This is a genomic window from Mesorhizobium sp. M5C.F.Ca.ET.164.01.1.1 (assembly GCF_004792125.1).
Taxonomy (GTDB): domain Bacteria; phylum Pseudomonadota; class Alphaproteobacteria; order Rhizobiales; family Rhizobiaceae; genus Mesorhizobium; species Mesorhizobium wenxiniae.
In genome coordinates this window covers 2,357,784-2,375,635 of record NZ_SRTG01000001.1, presented here as the reverse complement: position 1 = coordinate 2,375,635, position 17,852 = coordinate 2,357,784, and the positions used below count along the sequence as shown (strand labels likewise).

Sequence of the window (17,852 nt, the reverse complement as noted above, 5' to 3'; positions counted from 1 at the left end):
CCTGCCGCAAAGCGTCCCGTCGTGCCAATGCACTGCCGCTATAAAGTCGATAGCGGCCCGTCATGATGCTTTCTGAAGTCGAGGTGCGGATCATTGCGCTACGGCCAGAGCCCCGCTCAGGCCGACCTAAAAACAATGATGGCGAGCATTTGCTCGCCATTATGCTCGTGTTGCGCCAAAAAGGCCAATCGGCGATTAGCTGTTGCCGCCAAGCTGATGGACCTTGACGCAAAACTCGGCATACGGCTTGCTCATCGCCGCGTCATTGCACTCCCTCTTCATCGCGTTCCGCTTGTCCTTCGACATCGCATTCCAGGCTGCTTTGAATTCTGCATCCGACTTCATCGTCTTCATGCTCGCATCGGCGTAGAACGGCTGCATGTTGGACGGTGAATCCAGCGCGCCGGCAAACGCCACGCCCCCAAGAACGGAAAGTGCAAACGCGCCAAGGCAGATAGCTTTGATATTCATGGTGGTGATCCTTCTCTGAGGTTGAACAGTCGTCCCATCGACGACTGCGTAATGATCGGCAGCAATTTAAACTCTTCGGTTCCCCCTTGCCGAGATCGACTTTGCTGCGATTGGCGGCCACCTTGCCAATGCCATCTGCGTATGGAGTTTATGCCGGTTCTGTATCCCGCGGATGCTTGGCGGCAGAACGCCAGTTGGCACCACCCAAAGCGAGCACGTTCGCGCAGAATGCGGCATGGCGCTCGCTCACTCCGGGTCGTTGCACGCGGATTTTTGCCTGCCTTGCACAAACCTTCCGCCGCCCAGGCGATTGCAGCCAATGCACCCTGCCTATGGAGTTCATGTCACCTTGGCATTTCGCCAACAGGAAATGATGTGGCAGTTTCTCCATGGACGCCCTGGCTGGCGTTTTTGGGATGGAGACTAAAGATGCATGTCCAGACCGGAATCGAAACCAACAACGCCGTCATTGCCGGCGCAAGACCTGCGATGGACGGCGGACAGCTCGTCGACGTAGTCCTGGCAAGCGACGCGCACGGCGCTTTTGTCTGGGGCGTGCTCGATCGCTTGCTGGATGAGCCTGGCCTTTCCTTCGGCAACATCACCGCGTCGGGTTTCAGCGCGCTGGAGGCGGCGGTTCTGGCCTACGGCCTGGCCCTCGCCGGTCGCCGTGGCGCACGCACGGCGCTCGTCAACCTCTGGCGACGCATCAGCCACGTTTCGGTCTTCGCAACCAATAAAGCCAATCCGCTGCGATCGATACTGGAACAGTCAATCGACATCGCCGAGCTCCGCAAGAAAGGCTGCCCGGTGAAACTCAGCATTTCGGCTTCGAACGCCCGCACCGACGCCGTGAGGGTGTTCTCGGGCGATCAAGTGTCAATCGACGCTATCGTGGCGGCGGCCACAGTCCCGTTCCTTTTCCCGGCCGTTGAGATCGACGGCGAGACCTATTGGGGCGACGGCGACCTTGCGGCCTTGGGGCAGGTGCGGTCGGTTGAAGCGGGCCATCTGCTGATCATCGCCGGCAAGCCTTCAGGGTTCACGACGCAGTGCGCGGATCGCAACATCGCCGCCAATCATGGCGCGCCGAAGCCCCCGCTGACCCACACAATATTCGACCGTCAGCACCGGGCTGGTGCAGCGCTGTTCGCCAGGCCGTGGACCGACTGGAGTGAGTTGACCGACAGGCGTGACAGAGGACGGGAGCGAGCCGAGGATTGGCTTCTGGCCGGTCATCTCGTTGTGAATGAACCTTCCGCCGCCGACGGCAAAACCCGATACGTCTAGGCGCCTCCCTCCCGCCTAGTCGCGCCTGCTTCGCCCCGCTCCACGAACGCAGGCGCCAAGACGGTTCCCCGCCGGAGGGCTTTTTCTTTGCCGCTCGTAAACGAAGCGATGCGTATCAAATCCATGCCGAGACAGCATTTCAGCTCGGCCGTCTGATCGGGGACACTGCTTGCAGACAGGCCGCAAGGCCAGTCTTTCCCTCGAAACCCAAACAGGAGACACGACTGTGATCAACACCAAAGCCCTCATCGGATCGGCCCTCGCGGCCGCCACTTCGCTGGCCGCTACGGCCGCCTATAGCGGCCCCGCCGATCAGCCCAACTTCGCCTTTGAGAAGTGCTACGGCGTCGTCAAGGCTGGCCAGAACGACTGCCAGACCGCAACGCATTCATGCGCCGGCACCTCCACCGCCGATAACCAGCCGGATTCCTGGCTCTACGTGCCCGCGGGCACCTGCGCGAAGATCACCGGCGGCAGCGACAAGGCGAAAGCCTGAGCGATTCGGACTTCGAGCCAACCCTTTGGAAGGAGCAGACCGATGCCCCATACGTTTCGTCCCCTCGCGATCCCCGCAACGGCGGGCATCGGTCTTCGCTCGCCTCACATCGGTGAGATGCTGACCCGCAGGCCCTCCGCGGGCTGGCTCGAAGTGCATGCCGAGAACTATATGGGAGACGGCGCCGGCGTCGATGCGTTGGAAAGGCTGCGCGAGATATACCCGCTGTCGGTCCACGGAGTCGGTCTGTCCCTTGGCAGCGCAAGGGGCGTGGATCACGACCATCTCCAAAGGCTGCGCAAGGTCTGCGAGCGCTTCCAGCCCGATCTCGTCTCAGAACATCTCGCCTGGAGCGTCGCCGACGGCGCCTACCTCAACGATCTGCTGCCGCTGCGCTATGATGAAGAGGCGCTGGCGATTGTGGCGCGCAATGTCGAAACCGTCCAGGACACGCTGCAGCGGCAGGTGCTCATTGAAAATCTGTCCGCCTATGTCGCCTTCGCGGACTCCTCGATGGTTGAGGCACAATTCCTGACCGAACTCGTAGCGCGGACCGGCTGTGGTCTGCTGCTGGACGTCAACAATGTCCAGGTCTCGGCGCACAACCTTCAATATGATGCGAGAGCTTTCATCGATACGCTGCCTGCCGAGGCTATTGGCGAGATCCATCTTGCCGGCCATGCAACCAATCAGGTCGGGACCGACACGGTTCTCATCGATGATCATGGTTCGCGCGTGCCGCCGGTTGTTTGGACGCTCTACCAGCATGCGATAGACCGGCTCGGACCGCGCCCCACCTTGATCGAATGGGACACCGATGTCCCTGTTCTCGATGTTCTGCTTGGCGAAGCGATGTGGGCCGACATGCTGACGGCTTCGATCATGTTCAACCAAAAGCAGACTGCGAGACAAAACGCGACAACCAGGGCGTGCTTGGTGTCCACGCTTTTTGAAGGCGAGGCTAGGGCCGGAATGCCCGTGCTTGCCGCATTTGCCGCCGCCAAGGCAGCACGGGCCACGTCCGTCGCGTCGCCGCCGCTTAAGGAACGATACCATGTTGCCGCTTGAGCTTCTCCAGACCACCATGGCACGCTCGGTTCTGATCACCGAGCCAGCGGTCGCTGCGAAAATGCTGACGGCCGGCAAGGCCGATCCGATGGCCAGGCTGCGCATCTATCAGAACAACACGCGCAGCTCGCTGACCGCCGTGCTGATGGCGGTCTTTCCGGTCACCGTTCGCCTCGTCGACGAGCGCTTCTTCCGTTTCGCAGCCAGCGAGTTCATTCGCCGACATCCTCCAACGGGACCCCGACTCGCCTGCTACGGCGCCGGCTTCCCGCGGTTTTTGAAGACGATCGAGACGCTTTCCGACATGCCGGTCGTGGCCGAAACGGCGCGGCTCGAATGGGCCATCGCGGAGGCGCTCGACGCGGCATCGCTGCCGCCCCGCACCCTCGCGGAATACGACAAGGCTGACCTTAGCGCCTCGCCCGATATCCTGCTGCAGCCATCCCTGCGGCTGATCGTTTCGCACTGGTCGATCCTGTACGTATGGACAGCCCATCAGCATGAGACCGCGGTCGACCAGCACGGCGCATGGAAAAGGCGTCCCGAGCGCGTGGCGTTGTGGCGGGCCGGTGAGAGTGTCCGCCTAGTTCTCCTCGATCGCGCGAATTTTGCTTTCCGACATTCGCTAAAACACGGCCTCGGCCTGGAACACGCCACGATGCGCGCTTTGGCACTCGACCCGGAGTTCGATCTCGTGTCCGCGCTCGTGCGTCTGTTCGGCGACGGGCTCGTTACGGATGTGCGGATCCCGACGCATCCCCTCTCAAACTGATGGAGACAAACATGACCGCGATACCGCAATACACACCCTCCACGCCGGCTGCCTTGGTTGGTCTCTACAGACGCCTAATCAAGTTGCCGGAGCGCATGCCATTCTCACTCGTTCAGCTCGCCGCCCGCATAGCGGTCGCGCATGTCTTCTGGCAGTCCGCTCAGACGAAGCTGGCATCCTGGCCGGTGACGCTGCAGCTTTTCGCAATCGAATACAATTTGCCGTTCATGCATCCATCCATCGCGGCATCTCTGGCGACGACAGCGGAAATTACCGGCTCGGTGTTGCTCTTCCTCGGACTGTTCTCGCGCCTCGGCGCGCTAATGCTGCTCGGCGTGGTTTCGGTTATCCAGATCTTCGTTTATCCCGAGAACTGGGCCGAGCACCTGCAATGGGCCTCGCTGCTACTTCTCGTGCTGATACGCGGCGCCGGTGTGTTCTCGCTCGACCGTCTGGCGGACCGGGTTTTCAGATGAGGGGGCATATCAACGCTGACGTTCGAGGCCGCCCGCGAACGCGCTCCCGATCAAGGCTTAGGTTCTTCCGGAGGAGGCGCGTTTGGGACTGGACAATCAGGATGTGGCCATTTTTCACACGGAGAGGGCTTGTCGCCAGCGTCGCCATAACGTTCCACGAGTTTTGCGAATCGGTAGGCGAAGGCGGAAAGCAGCGCCAGGATAACCACTATGCGAGCGGCCATACGGGATTATAGCAGGATCCCGCTTAGGATTGACCCCAGCATCAGCTTGCGCTCGAGGTTCGCAAGGTCTGAACGCATCTCGTGACCTTTCACACCGTTGCCACAGCTGGGCGACGTGAATGCGTCGGTGCGCCGGCATAGATTGGGCGATCTCGCTGGCAACGGCCGATGGAAAACCGAAAATCTTCGGGAATCTGGTGCTGCGAGAGAGGATTGAACTCTCGACCTCTCCCTTACCAAGGGAGTGCTCTACCACTGAGCTACCGCAGCCGCTGATGGCGGGGCTTCTGCCATATCGAACCGGCAAGCGCAAGGCCAAGCGCAAGCCATCTGTGAAAGCCCGCTCCGACGGCTTTTCCGGACATGGCAGCGCCACAATGTTGGGTATCCCTTCATAGCGGGCTCGCCGGGACGGAACCATGAACGACAAGACAATCCCACCTGACAAGGGCGGTCCGTCGAAAAAGGACAGCCAACTGAAAAAGGCCGACCGCAAGAGCCGGCTCGCCGAGCAACTGCGCGCCAATCTGCAGAAGCGCAAGGCGCAGTCGCGGTCGCGGCGCACTGGCGAGGCTGACAGGCGGCCAGACGGGCTCGGCGCTTTAGCGGAAACGCAAAAGGATTAACCTATCAACAGGCTGGTCAGGGCGCGGGAATCCTGTTTCTTGAACCAAGCCGGCCAATGGTCTAGACCGGCCACAACAGACTCAACCGATTGAAAACCGGCCTTTCGGCCGAGGGGACGTTCTTCCATGGATCGCATCAGAATTGTCGGCGGCAACAAGCTTGCCGGAAGCATCCCGATCTCGGGCGCGAAGAACGCAGCGCTGCCGCTGATGATCGCCTCGCTTTTGACCGACGACACGCTGACCCTGGAAAACGTGCCGCATCTGGCCGATGTCGAGCAGCTTATCCGCATCCTCGGCAATCATGGCGTCGATTATTCGGTCAATGGCCGCCGCGAAAAACAGCAGGAGGGCTATTCGCGCACCATCAATCTCTCTGCCCGCAACATCGTCGACACCACCGCACCTTACGAGCTGGTGTCGAAGATGCGCGCCTCTTTCTGGGTGATCGGCCCGCTGCTTGCCCGCATGGGCGAGGCCAAGGTATCGCTGCCCGGCGGCTGCGCCATCGGCACGCGCCCGGTCGATCTTTTCCTGGAAGGCCTTCAGGTGCTCGGCGCTGATATCGACGTCGATACCGGTTATGTCATCGCCAAGGCCAGGAACGGCCGTCTTGTCGGCAACCGCTACGTCTTCCCGAAAGTGTCGGTTGGCGCCACCCATGTGCTGATGATGGCGGCGTCGCTGGCCAATGGCGAGACGGTGCTCGAAAACGCCGCCCGCGAGCCCGAGATCGTCAACCTCGCCGAATGCCTCAACGCCATGGGCGCCAAGATTTATGGCGCCGGCACCGAGACCATCACCATCGACGGCGTCGAAGCGCTGTCGGGCGCGCGCGTCCGGGTGATACCCGACCGCATCGAGACCGGCACCTATGCGATGGCCGTCGCCATGACCGGCGGCGACGTCATGCTCGAAGGCGCGCGGGCTGACCTGTTGCAGACCGCGCTCGACGTGATTTCCCAGACCGGCGCCGAGGTCACGCAGACCAATTCCGGCATCCGCGTCAGGCGCAACGGCGCCGGCATTGCGCCGGTCGACGTGACGACAGCGCCCTTCCCGGCGTTCCCGACCGACCTGCAGGCGCAGTTCATGGGCCTGATGACGATGGCCAAGGGCAAGTCGCGCATTACTGAGACGATCTTCGAAAACCGCTTCATGCACGTGCAGGAGCTTGCCCGGCTCGGCGCCCACATAACACTGTCCGGCCAGACGGCGATCGTCGACGGCGTTTCGAAGCTGAAGGGCGCGCCGGTCATGGCGACCGATCTTCGCGCTTCGGTGTCGCTGGTCATCGCCGGCCTGGCGGCCGAAGGCGAGACCACGGTCAACCGGGTCTACCATCTCGACCGCGGCTTCGAGCGGCTGGAAGAAAAGCTGTCCGGCTGCGGCGCGGTGATCGAGCGGATTTCGGGGTAGGCAATCGGGATTCCAGGGCTTCAGTATTTGATCTTGGCGCGGTTGCACGGACCGCCAAAACCGGCTGGATTCCTGCCTGGAGCACGACGTTTTCCAAAAACCGGTTTCCACTTTTTGGGTTCATGCTCTAACAGAGGGCTGAAAACCAACCTTCAGGTGTGAAATCCGCATGGCTCTCAAGCTTGTCGCGCTCGACGATCAGGATCTGAGCATCGTTTCGGCCCATGTCCAGGACGCCGTGCTGAAGGTCGGCGAGCTCGAATACATGCCGGCGGCCAAGCGCTTCGTGATGACGATGAACCGCTTCGTCTGGGAGGCGAAATCGGGCCTGTTGCGCCAGCACAATGAGCGGCGGCAAAGCGTCCTGCATTTCGACCGTGTGCTGGGCGCCAAAACCAGCGGCATTGCCCGCGACAAGCCGGACGAGGTGCTGTCGCTGCTGGCGATCAGCTTCGTCGCCCTCGACAAGCCGGCCGGTATTGTCGAGCTGATCTTTTCAGGCGGCGGCGCGATCATGCTCGATGTCGAGTGCATCGAGGCGCGGCTCGCTGACATCGGCGGCGCCTGGGAAGCGACGTCGCGCCCCTTCCACAGAGCCTGAGTACACAAGATGGCCATCACCCTTCGTCTGTCCGATGCCGATTTCGAGCAGCGTTTTGCCGCGTTCCTTTTGACCAAGCGGGAGGTCTCGGCGGACGTCGACGCCGTGGTGCGCGCGATCATCGCGCGGGTGCGCGCCGAGGGCGACGCGGCGCTCATCGAGTATACGCAGAAATTCGAGCAGGCCGATCTGAAAGGCCTCGGCATGGCCGTGTCGCAAGACGACATCGCCGAGGCCTATGATGCGGCCGACCCGCAGACGATCGAGGCGCTTAAATTTGCCCGTGACCGGATCCGTTCCCATCACGAGCGGCAGCGGCCGAAGGACGACCGCTACACGGACCCTGCCGGGGTCGAGCTCGGCTCGCGCTGGACGGCGATCGAGGCGGTCGGGCTCTATGTGCCTGGTGGCACGGCGAGCTATCCAAGCTCGGTGCTAATGAGCGCCGTGCCGGCCAAGGTCGCCGGCGTCGAGCGTATCGTCATGGCGGTGCCGGCGCCCGGCGGCATCATCAATCCGCTGGTGCTGGTGGCGGCGGATCTGACCGGCATATCCGAAATCTACCGCGTCGGCGGCGCGCAGGCGATCGCGGCACTGGCCTATGGCACCGAGACGATAAAGCCGGTCGCCAAGATCGTCGGCCCCGGCAATGCCTATGTTGCCGCGGCCAAGCGCCAGGTGTTCGGCACGGTCGGCATCGACATGATCGCCGGGCCTTCGGAAGTGCTTGTCGTGGCCGACGGCAGCAACGATCCGGACTGGATCGCCGCCGACCTGCTTGCCCAGGCCGAGCATGACGTGTCGGCGCAGTCGATCCTGATCACCGACGATCCCGTCTTCGGCGCGGCGGTCGAACAGGCGGTCGAACGCCAGTTGCAGAGCCTGCCGCGCGGGGAGACGGCGGCGGCGAGCTGGCGCGACTTCGGCGCCGTCATCCTTGTTCCCCAAATCGAGGCAGCACTGCCGCTGGTCGACCGCATCGCGGCCGAACATGTCGAGCTTGCCATCGACGAGCCGGAAGCCTTCCTGGCGCGGATGCGCAATGCCGGTGCCGTCTTTCTCGGCCGTCACACGCCGGAAGCCATCGGCGACTATGTCGGCGGCTCCAACCACGTGCTGCCGACGGCGCGCTCGGCGCGCTTCTCGTCCGGGCTTTCGGTGCTCGATTTCGTCAAGCGCACCTCGATCCTGAAGCTCGGGCCGGAGCAGTTGCGGGCGCTGGCGCCCGCGGCCATTGCGCTGGCCAAGGCGGAAGGCCTCGACGCGCATGGACGCTCCGTCGCCATACGGCTGAACATGTAGAATGGCATGTCGGATTACGATCGCACCCATGCCAGGCTGATCGATGTCGAACTCGACGAATCGATCGGCCGTTCGACGCCCGATGTCGAGCATGAGCGGGCGGTGGCGATCTTCGACCTGATCGAGGAAAATCGGTTCCAGCCGGTCAATGACGACGGCGCCGGGCCTTATCGGCTAAAACTGTCGCTGGCCGAGTCCCGCCTGGTCTTCGCAGTGACGCGCGAGGACGGCGCTGCTGTGGTCACCCACATCCTGTCGCTGACGCCGCTCAGGCGCATCGTCAAGGACTATTACATGATCTGCGAAAGCTATTACGACGCGATCCGCACCTCGACTCCCAGCCAGATCGAGGCGATCGACATGGGCCGGCGCGGGCTGCACAATGAGGGCTCACAGACCTTGATGGACCGGCTGGCCGGCAAGATCGAAATCGATTTCGACACGGCGCGCCGGCTGTTCACGCTGGTCTGCGTGCTGCACTGGCGAGGCTGAACTGCCAGCCCCTCTGCCCCGCTCGATCCTGCCCCGCTCGATCCTGTTTGTCTGCGGCATGAACGCGGTGCGCTCGCCGATGGCCGAACTGCTGGCGCGCCAGGTGCTTCCGGCCACCACTTTCGTGGCGTCGGCCGGGGTGCGCGGCGGCGAACGCGACCCGTTCGTCGACGCCGTGCTGGCCGAGGACGGGCTTTCGCTGGGTGAACGGCACCCGAGGACACTGGACGATCTCGAGGACGACTATTTCGATCTGTTCGTCACACTGTCGCCGGAAGCGCATCACACCGCGCTCGAGCTTACCCGCTCGCTTGCCGTCGATGTCGAATATTGGCCGATGCCGGACCCGACTGGCGTCAGCGGCACGCGTGAGCAGATCATTGCCGCCTATCGCGAGGTGCGCGAACGGCTAAGGGCGCGAATCGGCCGCCGTTTTTTTGCCCCGGAAGCGAAAAAACCGCGCTGATTAAGCGTGTTCACAAGCGCACGATTATCATATAGGTTCCGCCCAAATTCCGGCCGGGGCGCTGGGAATCCCATGCAAACAAAGGTATCGAATGCCGAAGGAAGAAGTCCTCGAGTTTCCGGGTGTCGTCACGGAATTGTTGCCCAACGCGATGTTCAGGGTGAAGCTCGAAAACGAACACGAAATCATCGCCCACACGGCCGGCCGCATGCGCAAGAACCGCATCCGCGTGCTGACCGGCGACAAGGTCCTGGTCGAGATGACACCCTACGACCTGACCAAGGGCCGCATCACCTACCGTTTCAAGTAAGATCGTCAGAGTTCGGCCGGGATCGCGATGAGCATTTTGCAGAAGCTCGTGCTTGCCTCGGGTTCGCCGCGCCGGATCGAACTGTTGCAGCAGGCCGGCATCGAGCCGGACCGCGTGCTGCCGGCCGGTGTCGACGAGACGCCGCTGCGCGCCGAGCATCCGCGTTCGCTGGCCAAGCGCCTGTCGAAGGAAAAGGCCGAGAAGGCACTGGCCTCGCTGCAGGCGGAAGAGGACTATGTGCCCAGCTTCGTTCTGGCCGCCGACACGGTGGTCGCCGTCGGCCGGCGTATCCTGCCCAAGGCCGAAACGTTCGACGACGTCGCCAATTGCCTCGGCCTGCTGTCCGGCCGTTCGCACCGGGTCTATTCCGGCATCTGCCTGATCACGCCGGGCGGCAAGCTGCGCCAGCGGCTGGTCGAGACCAGGGTGCGTTTCAAGCGGCTGCCGCGCGCCGAGATCGACGCCTATGTCGCCTCGGGAGAATGGCGCGGCAAGGCCGGCGGCTATGCCGTCCAGGGGCTGGCTGGCGCTTTCGTCGTCAAGCTTGTCGGCTCCTACACCAACGTCGTCGGCCTGCCGCTCTATGAGACGGTGGCGTTGCTGACCGGCGAGGGTTTCAAGGTGCATGCCAAATGGCAGTCAGTTCGGCCATGAGCTCGGGGCGGTCATGAGCTCGGACGACAAAGTCACGCCGCTGCGCCCCAAGCGGCCCTGCCCCGAATGCGGCAAGCCGTCGGCGCGTGAGACCTACCCGTTCTGCTCGGTGCGCTGCAAAGAGATCGACCTCAACCGCTGGCTCAAGGGCGCCTACGTCATTCCGGCCCGCGACGACGAGGACGAACCGGACGACGACCCTGCCAAATGAGGGACCCTGCCAAATGAGGCTGTTCAGAGCAGCCTGCGGGCCTCGACCGCGTCCCATGAATCCGCCTGTCGGGCAACTGCTCGTTTCCCGCTTGAAATCAACGCTTAAGCGCTGGACAGGCCGGATTCCCGTGCTATAACCCACGCGCTTTCAAGGGGCGCCTGCGGCGCTTTCGAGAAAATCCGGCGTGCAGAACTGCCCGCGTGCCGGAACAGGCCCAGATAGCTCAGTTGGTAGAGCAGCGGACTGAAAATCCGCGTGTCGGTGGTTCGAATCCGCCTCTGGGCACCATCCCCTCTTCTCCCGACACTTCCTTTCATCGCAGCTTCTACGCTCCAGGCTCTTTAGACCCTTGGAATCGCAGCTCTTTTTCGCACTGAGGGCGCACGAGAGCGCGTTTCACGGAGTCTCGGCGTATTTGGTCCAACGAGGCGGAGGGGTGGTATTTTCGTTGGTATTGGACATCCTGATGGTATCGAAGCCGCCAATGGGAGGTTCCAAAAATGGCCCTTTCTGACGTGAAATGCAGAAACGCACGATCCTCTTCAAAACTCTTGAAACTGTCTGACGGAGGTGGGCTCCAGCTCTGGGTGCAGCCCACTGGATCCCGCCTATGGCGTCTCGCCTATCGTTTCGACGGCAAGCAGAAGCTCCTGGCCTTGGGCAGCTATCCACTCGTTTCGCTGGCCGAGGCGCGCCAAGCGCGCGACGACGCCAAACGTCTCTTACGAACTGGGATCGACCCTGCGCAGGACCGCAAATCGCGAAAGGCTGGTTCGGCGGAGGACACGTTTCGTTCAATCGCGGAGGAGTATGTAGACAAGCTGAAGAAAGAGGGACGTGCCGACCGGACAATCACCAAGGTCAAATGGCTGCTCGATTTCGCCTATCCCACGTGTGGCGGCAAATGCATCCGGGAACTTGATGCCGCCGATATTCTTGCCGCTCTTCGCACCGTGGAGGTCCGCGGTCGATACGAGTCGGCCAGACGACTGCGCTCGACGATTGGCAGCGTCTTTCGATATGCCATCGCGACCGCACGCGCGGACACAGACCCAACGTCCGCGCTAAGGGGTGCGCTCATCAGGCCAACGGTGACGCCACGTGCCGCCATTACTGATCCGAAGGCATTGGGCGGTTTGCTCCGTGCAATCGAGTCATTTGACGGGCAGCCCGCAACCCGAGCGGCTCTGAAGCTAATGGCGCTGCTGTTTCCCCGTCCCGGTGAGCTTCGCGCCGCTGAATGGGACGAGTTCGATTTCAAAAGTTCGGTGTGGACCATTCCGGAAGCACGAATGAAAATGCGACGACCGCAGCGCGTGCCTCTTTCAAGGCAGGCAGTGTGTATCCTGGCGGAGCTTAGAAAAATTTCCGAGATCGGCACGCTGCTGTTTCCAAGTGTGCGATCGGCTGCCCGCCCGATTTCCGACAATACACTTAACGCCGCCCTGCGTCGCATGGGGTATAGCAAGAATGAAGCAACGGCCCATGGCTTCCGAGCAACGGCATCAACTCTGCTAAACGAATGCGGCAAGTGGCATCCAGACGCCGTAGAGCGACAGCTTGCTCACATTGAAAATAATAACGTTCGGCGCGCCTATGCCCGGGCGGAGCATTGGGAAGAACGTGCCAGGATGATGCAGTGGTGGGCAGATTATCTGGAAAAAATTGAGAACGCAGGAAGGCGCGGGTAAACTCGATCTACTATGCGGGCAGCGATTGTCCTTCTGGGGTGCTCTGAGATCGCCAGACATAATATCGGGTGGCCTACGCGGCTCTATACTGACCTTGGCCCCTAACACTTCACGGCTTTTCGCCTTGCGCCTTATTCAACAGGCTTCGGGACGCGCCTGTCTTATTGCCTCGCGGAATGCGTTTCTTGTGGAGACACTGAATGATGAAAGCGACCAAAAAGATTTCAAGGCGGCGGAGGTCGAAACCCATGAATTCGTCTGCCGGTCGCCATTCAAGCTGCGAAGTTGCCGGCAGCCACCGGCAAGCTGTGAATAAATATGAGTTGTTCTTGACTTGTTCTATAAGCGCCAGTCACTTAGCGTTCTAATTTGCGGGAGCGGTTGATGAGCAATTTGGAACTACGCGAGTTTCACTCTTTCCTTGAACGGTTGATCGAGAATTCGTCTCGGGAACAGCGCTTTTCCGTCGATAAGATCGTTAACACGGTTCTTAGTGAACATCCTCAGCGCCTCGAAAAGATTCAAAACCAGGTCATAGGTTTGGGTCTGCGGGCACTTATCAGAAACAACTGTCGCGCCAAAACCAGCGCCACCGACAACGGCTCCGATATGTTCGATGATTATCGCATCGGCAAACGAGTCTCGGTGCCTTATAAGGACGGCAAGGGCAAGCTACGCTGGGACAAGAAGCGGCGCGGCGAACTGACTTTCGACGATTTCGACGAGATTATCGCACGCTGGGATGATCGCCCCGCCCGGCAGTCTCAGGATAGGAGAGAATTCGAGGACATAGCCAAAAGGATTCGACCGTATCGTGACCAGGCACGAACTGTTGGCGAAGCCCTCGGGTTGGCTGCGCGCGACAGTCTATGAGCGCTAGCGAGGCTCCTGACGGGCACCTAGTTTAGCGGCAGCTGGTACCTAATTCCGAACTTCCGTGAACACTTCATTCGGTAATTCTCCTCATGTTGTCAGTTCCGATTAGGCCAGTCGGAAGGTATGAGCTTCACGCCCGATGCTTTTGTCCATCGACCCTTGACCGCCGCGACATATTCCGGATCCTCTTCGATGTAGGCGTGCTCGATCAGGATGACCTGAAGTCCGGCCCTGCGCGCGGTTTCTTCGAAAAGGAACCGGACTATTTTCTGCATCGCAACTTGGTCGTCGTCCTTTTCCATTTCCTTTAGTCGCTTCTCATCCCCACCCTTGGGGTAGTAGGGGCGGCTGATCTGATCAATTACGAGAAGGCCCGGGACGGGCGCGCGCATAGTCTCGAAGAGCTTCTGGAGAGAGAACGACAGCGCGAGGTGCATCGCGAGATAGTTCTGGTCCGAACCGACCTCCGCCATCGCGAGTACCGCTCGTCGCGTCGGCTCGATAAGCGAAAGGCTGGGCGCGGACGAGAAAACGACGCGCGCGCCGGTGGCCGGCACCTCTGTGGGAAGGTCTGCCAACATGTCCGTCGCAAAGTTGCTCACCATGTTTTCGGCGTCGCGCAGACGCTCTCGCCGCGCCTGTGGATCCACTTGGTCCCTGAGATTTTCGATCTCGGATTCAAGCGAGGCTGTATTCGTCGAAGATATCTCGTAGTCTCTAGCGGTAGTCTCCAGAAATTGGTCGATGCGTCCTACTACCCTCGCACGTTCCTGCAGGAGCGATGCTGCGCCTGCGGATTCCTCCTCGACCCGGAGCAGCCCGCTGAGTTGGGCCTCGACCTCCCTGAGGCGGCCGGATCTTGAACCGATCTGGTTTTCGACGTGGCCGGAATGGTCGTCAAGGCGAGGGCGCATAACGTCGACCGCAAGGACTTCGTGCGCCACGATTGTCAAGGAGTTTTGGATCTGCTCTGCCATAGCCAGACCCGCTGCATTTTCCGCATCGCACACGGGGCAGCGCCCGTCGCCCAGCTTGAGGTGCTCGACCAGCTTGAGTTTGTGAGACTGTCCCGACACCGCAGTGCCGTAGCCCGCCGCTTCACGAATGGTTCGCCTCAGCATCTGCCGCTTTTCGCGCAGTGTCTGTAGTTCGGACACGAGCTGCCTTCGCTCCTCCTCCAATACGGCGCGCGTTTCGCTGTCCCCGGAAGCGGGCGTCAAGACGCCGTTCTCGGCGACGCCCCTCAGCTGATCGAGCAGGAGCTGGTCGGATGCGTCTGACGAAGGTAGCTCGGCGATGAGCCCGATGCCTTCGGCCTGGGTGAGAAGGGCTATGGAACGCTGCGTCAGAAGACCTTGGCTTCGCTCCTGGGCTTTGGCTTCCCGTTCTATCCTGCCGAGGGCAGCCTCTAGTTGGCGGAGCCTCCGTGCGGCAAGAACGCTCGTCTGATTCACCGCGCCCAAAAAGTACGGCATTGTCGCTTTGATGTCCCGCGCCTTCTCGGGGCGGTGCAAATCGTGCAACAAGGTCTCTCTGCTGATGATGATGTCGCCCGACAGGAACAGGTAGGGTGTCACGTCACGAATAGTCGCGCGTCCTTTCTCGGATTTGGCTGCGACGGCAGGATCGTCCGTATCCTGAATCCCGAACGACTTCTCGATCATCGCGCGCGCCGTATCGCGGTTCGTCGGACCTTCGAGTCCTTCGGACGTATTCGGAAGCCTTAGGTTCTTCCCGGTCCTCACGAACGTCTGGTTGGTGCCGCTCCCGGACTCCGGAATCTTTCTGCCGACGATGAGATTGCTGTCACCCAGCACCCAGTGGACGGCGACGGCCACAGCATGCCCGCGCACGAAGAACGGGAGCCGGCAATCTGTTGACCCCAGGCAGTAGTCGATAGCGTCGATGATCGCGGACTTGCCCGTCCCGGAAGCGCCCGTGATGACGTTCACCTTATCGATATCGAACTCGATCGTCCGGCGTCTGGCACCAACGCCGTAGAGTGCGATTTCACGAACGTTCCAACGGGTCACGGCGTCACTCCGAATGCTGAAAAAATAGATCCTGCCGAACCGGCCTTGCCCATCCAGCTGCCGAGCCGCTCGGCTCGTTTGATCGCCCGTTTGGGGTTCTCTGGTAAGTTGTCCACCGGCGTTGTCGAGGGCGCCCGGGGACCAGGCTCGATGGTCCCAGCATTTCCAAGAGCGAGAGCCCTTGAACAAAGACCAAACCGGATTGCGGCGGAGACGATCTCCTTCGAAGCGTCGAGACGGACGCTCAGATCGAGACGTACGTCCGGATAGCGGTTCAGCCAGGAGAGAAGACCAGTTGTGGCGGCGGTCTCCAGGAAAGACGTCTCCAGGTCATCGGACAGTGCGATAGGCAGGGCCAAGTAAGCCAATGCGAGAGTTGGTGGCTTCCCTCTCGAAGCCGCCACGTATTTCCGGCAAAAGCCGAGGAGACCGAACGTGCCGAATGCAGGGTTGGTCTCTGCGAACAGGTCATACGCAATGTTCATTACTTGAATCCCAGAAGCGCGACATAGTCGGGATGCCAGCCCACCCGGCCATCGATCGAAAGGACCTGGTAAGTGCCTCTGATGTAGCTCGGCGTGGTAACGCTCGGGGCGATGGACTCGATCTTGTCCGGCGCCTCATAATGGCTCCACTTTAGTAGCGCGCGTCCCTTCGACTGCTTCGTCTCTTCAGAGAGTCCGTTGCACTCGTGGCAAATGTCAACGTGGCGGTCGCACCATTCCTCGGCCAGACGGTCGTCGTATCTGGCAATCAGCTCCCGTCGCCAAGGATTTTCGGTCGACCAACGCGAACGGGTTTCGCGAGCCCGCCATTCGTTCGTGACGGCCCTTCTAAATTCCGCTTCGGTGCCGCCCACCAAACTTATCTGGTTCGCGACCATGGGGTGCGACTTATGGGATTCGGGAGGGAGTTCGACCGCAAAATAGTCGACGAGGGTGTCATGCTCGATGTCGGCGACGATCTCCATGTGCCGCTTCACGAGCTCAAAACGAGGGATAGCCTTGTCCCGCTTCCCGCAATGCGCATGGATGATTTGACGGTTCCACCATTCCACCATCAGGGCGGCTACCTGCGACTGATCTTTCGAGAGCACCGATGTCAGCGTTTTGGCAAGTTCGTTCTCGATTTGCCTGATGTTCTGCTGGCCGGGCATTATGCGCGCCCTCGACAGGATCTCGGCCTGGACGTCGTCGGAAAGTTTTAAGAATGCTTCGCATGCAGGAGCTCGTTTGGTGTGCGGCAGGAGCGTCCGATTAGCAGCGGCGGATGTCCTTTCCTGAATGACGCGTCGAGCTTCCTCCTTAAGTGCAGCGACGAGTTCGTCCCTGCTTTCGGTCTCGCTTAGAAGAACTTGGAGGGGGGAGTTTGGCGAAATTTCCGCGACGGTGACGAGGTGGAGCCATGTCCGGGGAAGGTCCAGGTTCGGAAGCACGTCGATCCACGCCTTTAACGTCTTCCATACATTGAGACTGGCCACCGTGATCGCGTCCGGCTTTTCGGAAAGCGAATGCTTGAGTTGCTCAAGGATCGTCTCTCCGTTCGTCTTTAGAACGACATCGTCGAGCGTTTCAAGAAAGACCACAGCGTCGTCGCTCTGTTCCTTCCACAGTCTCAGGAGAGCGTATTGCGCCTGATAGAGAAACCCCAGGGCTGAGGCGTCGGCGCTGTGCGGGTTCGGATAGTCCAATTTTCGGCCTCGCGGATAGTAAATTGTGTCGTCGGCCTGATCGCGCGTTATTTGTGATTCCAATGATCAGCGCAGGCCTTGTATGTATATTTAACGCAATCACAGCGCTCAAGGTGCAACTCACGCGTTCCTGAACTTAAGTTGGACTTTGCTATCGAGGCTCATCTATCCTAGTTTTTGACGGTCTCGTGCAGGGGGAGCGTTGCCGAGTGTCAATGGACGGGTGACAGCTCTGCACCTCCCAGTGAGTGGTATGGGGAACGGACTGCGTTTGCCAGATGCGTTCAAAAAGCGGACGAGCCGTGTTCGGCCCCACGCGCGACGTCTGAGCAGCGGCTCGTCGGTCGCCACTCCCGGCACAAAGCTGCCGATCGCTGTGCGGCGCCCGAAATCGCGTTGGTTACCTCAACGTCGGAATGAGCATATCGGTTTTGGCACATAAGAGGGCCAGTTCTGTGGCGGCCGTTTTCAACGGCAACCCTCGGAATACAGAAGGGTGCGCAAGAGGCCCAGCGGGGCAGTCGCAGGTGGTTAGCCCCGATCTGCACAATGCAACGTAGCGGTCCACAACTTGCCCCACGAGTCCGCTTAGAAACGCTCTCCTAACGTGATCCATCCGGTTCACACGTTGCTGCCAGTTTGCGCCGAACGGACCTAGTCAGGCCGCTTCCGCTCAACGGG

General features: G+C 60.9%; 20 protein-coding genes and 2 tRNA genes. 17 read left to right on the top strand and 5 right to left on the bottom strand.

The features are described 5' to 3' along the window. Positions 1-195: 195 nt before the first annotated feature. The gene (locus tag EN807_RS11815) at positions 196-471 is read right to left on the bottom strand and encodes a hypothetical protein (RefSeq protein WP_065011866.1); all 276 of its coding nucleotides are present in this window, start codon (positions 469-471) and stop codon (positions 196-198) included. Positions 472-621: 150 nt separating this feature from the next. Here EN807_RS11815 and EN807_RS11810 point away from each other — a divergent pair, with 150 nt between their 5' ends. The 5 genes from EN807_RS11810 to EN807_RS11790 all read left to right on the top strand — a co-directional run bounded on the left by EN807_RS11810 (position 622) and on the right by EN807_RS11790 (position 4,573). Continuing rightward, on the top strand, positions 622-1,761 hold the full coding sequence (locus EN807_RS11810) for a hypothetical protein (protein ID WP_135935040.1): 1,140 nt from the start codon (positions 622-624) through the stop codon (positions 1,759-1,761). 226 nt (positions 1,762-1,987) lie between these two features. Further along, positions 1,988-2,257: a DUF2282 domain-containing protein gene (locus EN807_RS11805; RefSeq protein ID WP_135935039.1), complete on the top strand. Its 270-nt coding sequence runs from the start codon at positions 1,988-1,990 to the stop codon at positions 2,255-2,257. Positions 2,258-2,299: 42 nt separating this feature from the next. After that, positions 2,300-3,325 (top strand): DUF692 domain-containing protein, encoded by a 1,026-nt coding sequence (locus EN807_RS11800; RefSeq protein ID WP_135935038.1) that lies wholly within the window; start codon positions 2,300-2,302, stop codon positions 3,323-3,325. Continuing rightward, positions 3,312-4,097 (top strand): DNA-binding domain-containing protein, encoded by a 786-nt coding sequence (locus EN807_RS11795; RefSeq protein ID WP_135935037.1) that lies wholly within the window; start codon positions 3,312-3,314, stop codon positions 4,095-4,097. The genes EN807_RS11800 and EN807_RS11795 overlap by 14 nt, the downstream gene beginning before the upstream one ends. 11 nt (positions 4,098-4,108) lie before the next feature. After that, positions 4,109-4,573 (top strand): DoxX family protein, encoded by a 465-nt coding sequence (locus tag EN807_RS11790; protein ID WP_135935036.1) that lies wholly within the window; start codon positions 4,109-4,111, stop codon positions 4,571-4,573. A gap of 419 nt (positions 4,574-4,992) precedes the next feature. Here EN807_RS11790 and EN807_RS11785 read toward each other — a convergent pair. Beyond that, a tRNA-Thr gene (locus tag EN807_RS11785) sits at positions 4,993-5,067 on the bottom strand. Between the two features lie 149 nt (positions 5,068-5,216). Between EN807_RS11785 and EN807_RS11780 the strand changes: the two genes are divergently transcribed. From EN807_RS11780 to EN807_RS11725, 12 genes are all read left to right on the top strand, one after another. Next, a complete protein-coding gene (locus tag EN807_RS11780) occupies positions 5,217-5,423 on the top strand; it encodes a hypothetical protein (protein ID WP_135935035.1) in 207 nt (68 codons plus the stop codon). Positions 5,424-5,549: 126 nt separating this feature from the next. Then, the gene (gene murA / locus EN807_RS11775) at positions 5,550-6,842 is read left to right on the top strand and encodes a UDP-N-acetylglucosamine 1-carboxyvinyltransferase (RefSeq protein ID WP_135935034.1); all 1,293 of its coding nucleotides are present in this window, start codon (positions 5,550-5,552) and stop codon (positions 6,840-6,842) included. A gap of 169 nt (positions 6,843-7,011) precedes the next feature. After that, positions 7,012-7,443, top strand: a complete 432-nt coding sequence (locus EN807_RS11770; RefSeq protein WP_135935033.1) for a DUF2948 family protein — start codon at positions 7,012-7,014, stop codon at positions 7,441-7,443. Positions 7,444-7,452: 9 nt separating this feature from the next. Beyond that, positions 7,453-8,745: a histidinol dehydrogenase gene (gene hisD, locus EN807_RS11765; protein ID WP_135935032.1), complete on the top strand. Its 1,293-nt coding sequence runs from the start codon at positions 7,453-7,455 to the stop codon at positions 8,743-8,745. Between the two features lie 6 nt (positions 8,746-8,751). Next, positions 8,752-9,237 carry a UPF0262 family protein gene (locus tag EN807_RS11760; protein ID WP_095483505.1) on the top strand — a complete coding sequence of 162 codons (486 nt, stop codon included), beginning with the start codon at positions 8,752-8,754 and terminating at the stop codon, positions 9,235-9,237. Between the two features lies 1 nt (position 9,238). After that, positions 9,239-9,703 (top strand): low molecular weight phosphatase family protein, encoded by a 465-nt coding sequence (locus EN807_RS11755; RefSeq protein WP_281405202.1) that lies wholly within the window; start codon positions 9,239-9,241, stop codon positions 9,701-9,703. Positions 9,704-9,794: 91 nt separating this feature from the next. Next, complete coding sequence (gene infA / locus EN807_RS11750; protein WP_006200926.1) at positions 9,795-10,013, top strand: translation initiation factor IF-1; 219 nt, start codon at positions 9,795-9,797, stop codon at positions 10,011-10,013. A gap of 27 nt (positions 10,014-10,040) precedes the next feature. After that, on the top strand, positions 10,041-10,667 hold the full coding sequence (locus EN807_RS11745) for a Maf-like protein (RefSeq protein WP_127315286.1): 627 nt from the start codon (positions 10,041-10,043) through the stop codon (positions 10,665-10,667). 13 nt (positions 10,668-10,680) lie between these two features. Beyond that, a complete protein-coding gene (gene yacG, locus EN807_RS11740) occupies positions 10,681-10,878 on the top strand; it encodes a DNA gyrase inhibitor YacG (protein WP_065009237.1) in 198 nt (65 codons plus the stop codon). 215 nt (positions 10,879-11,093) lie between these two features. Then, positions 11,094-11,169: transfer RNA gene (locus EN807_RS11735), tRNA-Phe, on the top strand. 212 nt (positions 11,170-11,381) lie between these two features. Next, entirely contained in the window at positions 11,382-12,572 is a 1,191-nt protein-coding gene (locus EN807_RS11730; protein ID WP_127209986.1) for an integrase arm-type DNA-binding domain-containing protein, read from the top strand. A gap of 384 nt (positions 12,573-12,956) precedes the next feature. Then, the gene (locus EN807_RS11725) at positions 12,957-13,445 is read left to right on the top strand and encodes a hypothetical protein (protein ID WP_135935030.1); all 489 of its coding nucleotides are present in this window, start codon (positions 12,957-12,959) and stop codon (positions 13,443-13,445) included. A gap of 98 nt (positions 13,446-13,543) precedes the next feature. On the opposite strand, the gene EN807_RS11720 is transcribed toward EN807_RS11725, so the two are convergent. The 3 genes from EN807_RS11720 to EN807_RS11710 are packed head-to-tail and all read right to left on the bottom strand — an operon-like array spanning position 13,544 to position 17,171. Then, entirely contained in the window at positions 13,544-15,481 is a 1,938-nt protein-coding gene (locus EN807_RS11720; RefSeq protein ID WP_127209990.1) for a DUF3732 domain-containing protein, read from the bottom strand. After that, entirely contained in the window at positions 15,478-15,966 is a 489-nt protein-coding gene (locus EN807_RS11715; protein ID WP_127209992.1) for a three component ABC system middle component, read from the bottom strand. Before EN807_RS11715 ends, EN807_RS11720 begins: the two co-directional genes overlap by 4 nt. Continuing rightward, positions 15,966-17,171 carry an ABC-three component system protein gene (locus EN807_RS11710; protein ID WP_127209994.1) on the bottom strand — a complete coding sequence of 402 codons (1,206 nt, stop codon included), beginning with the start codon at positions 17,169-17,171 and terminating at the stop codon, positions 15,966-15,968. Before EN807_RS11710 ends, EN807_RS11715 begins: the two co-directional genes overlap by 1 nt. Between the last annotated feature and the right edge of the window lie 681 nt (positions 17,172-17,852).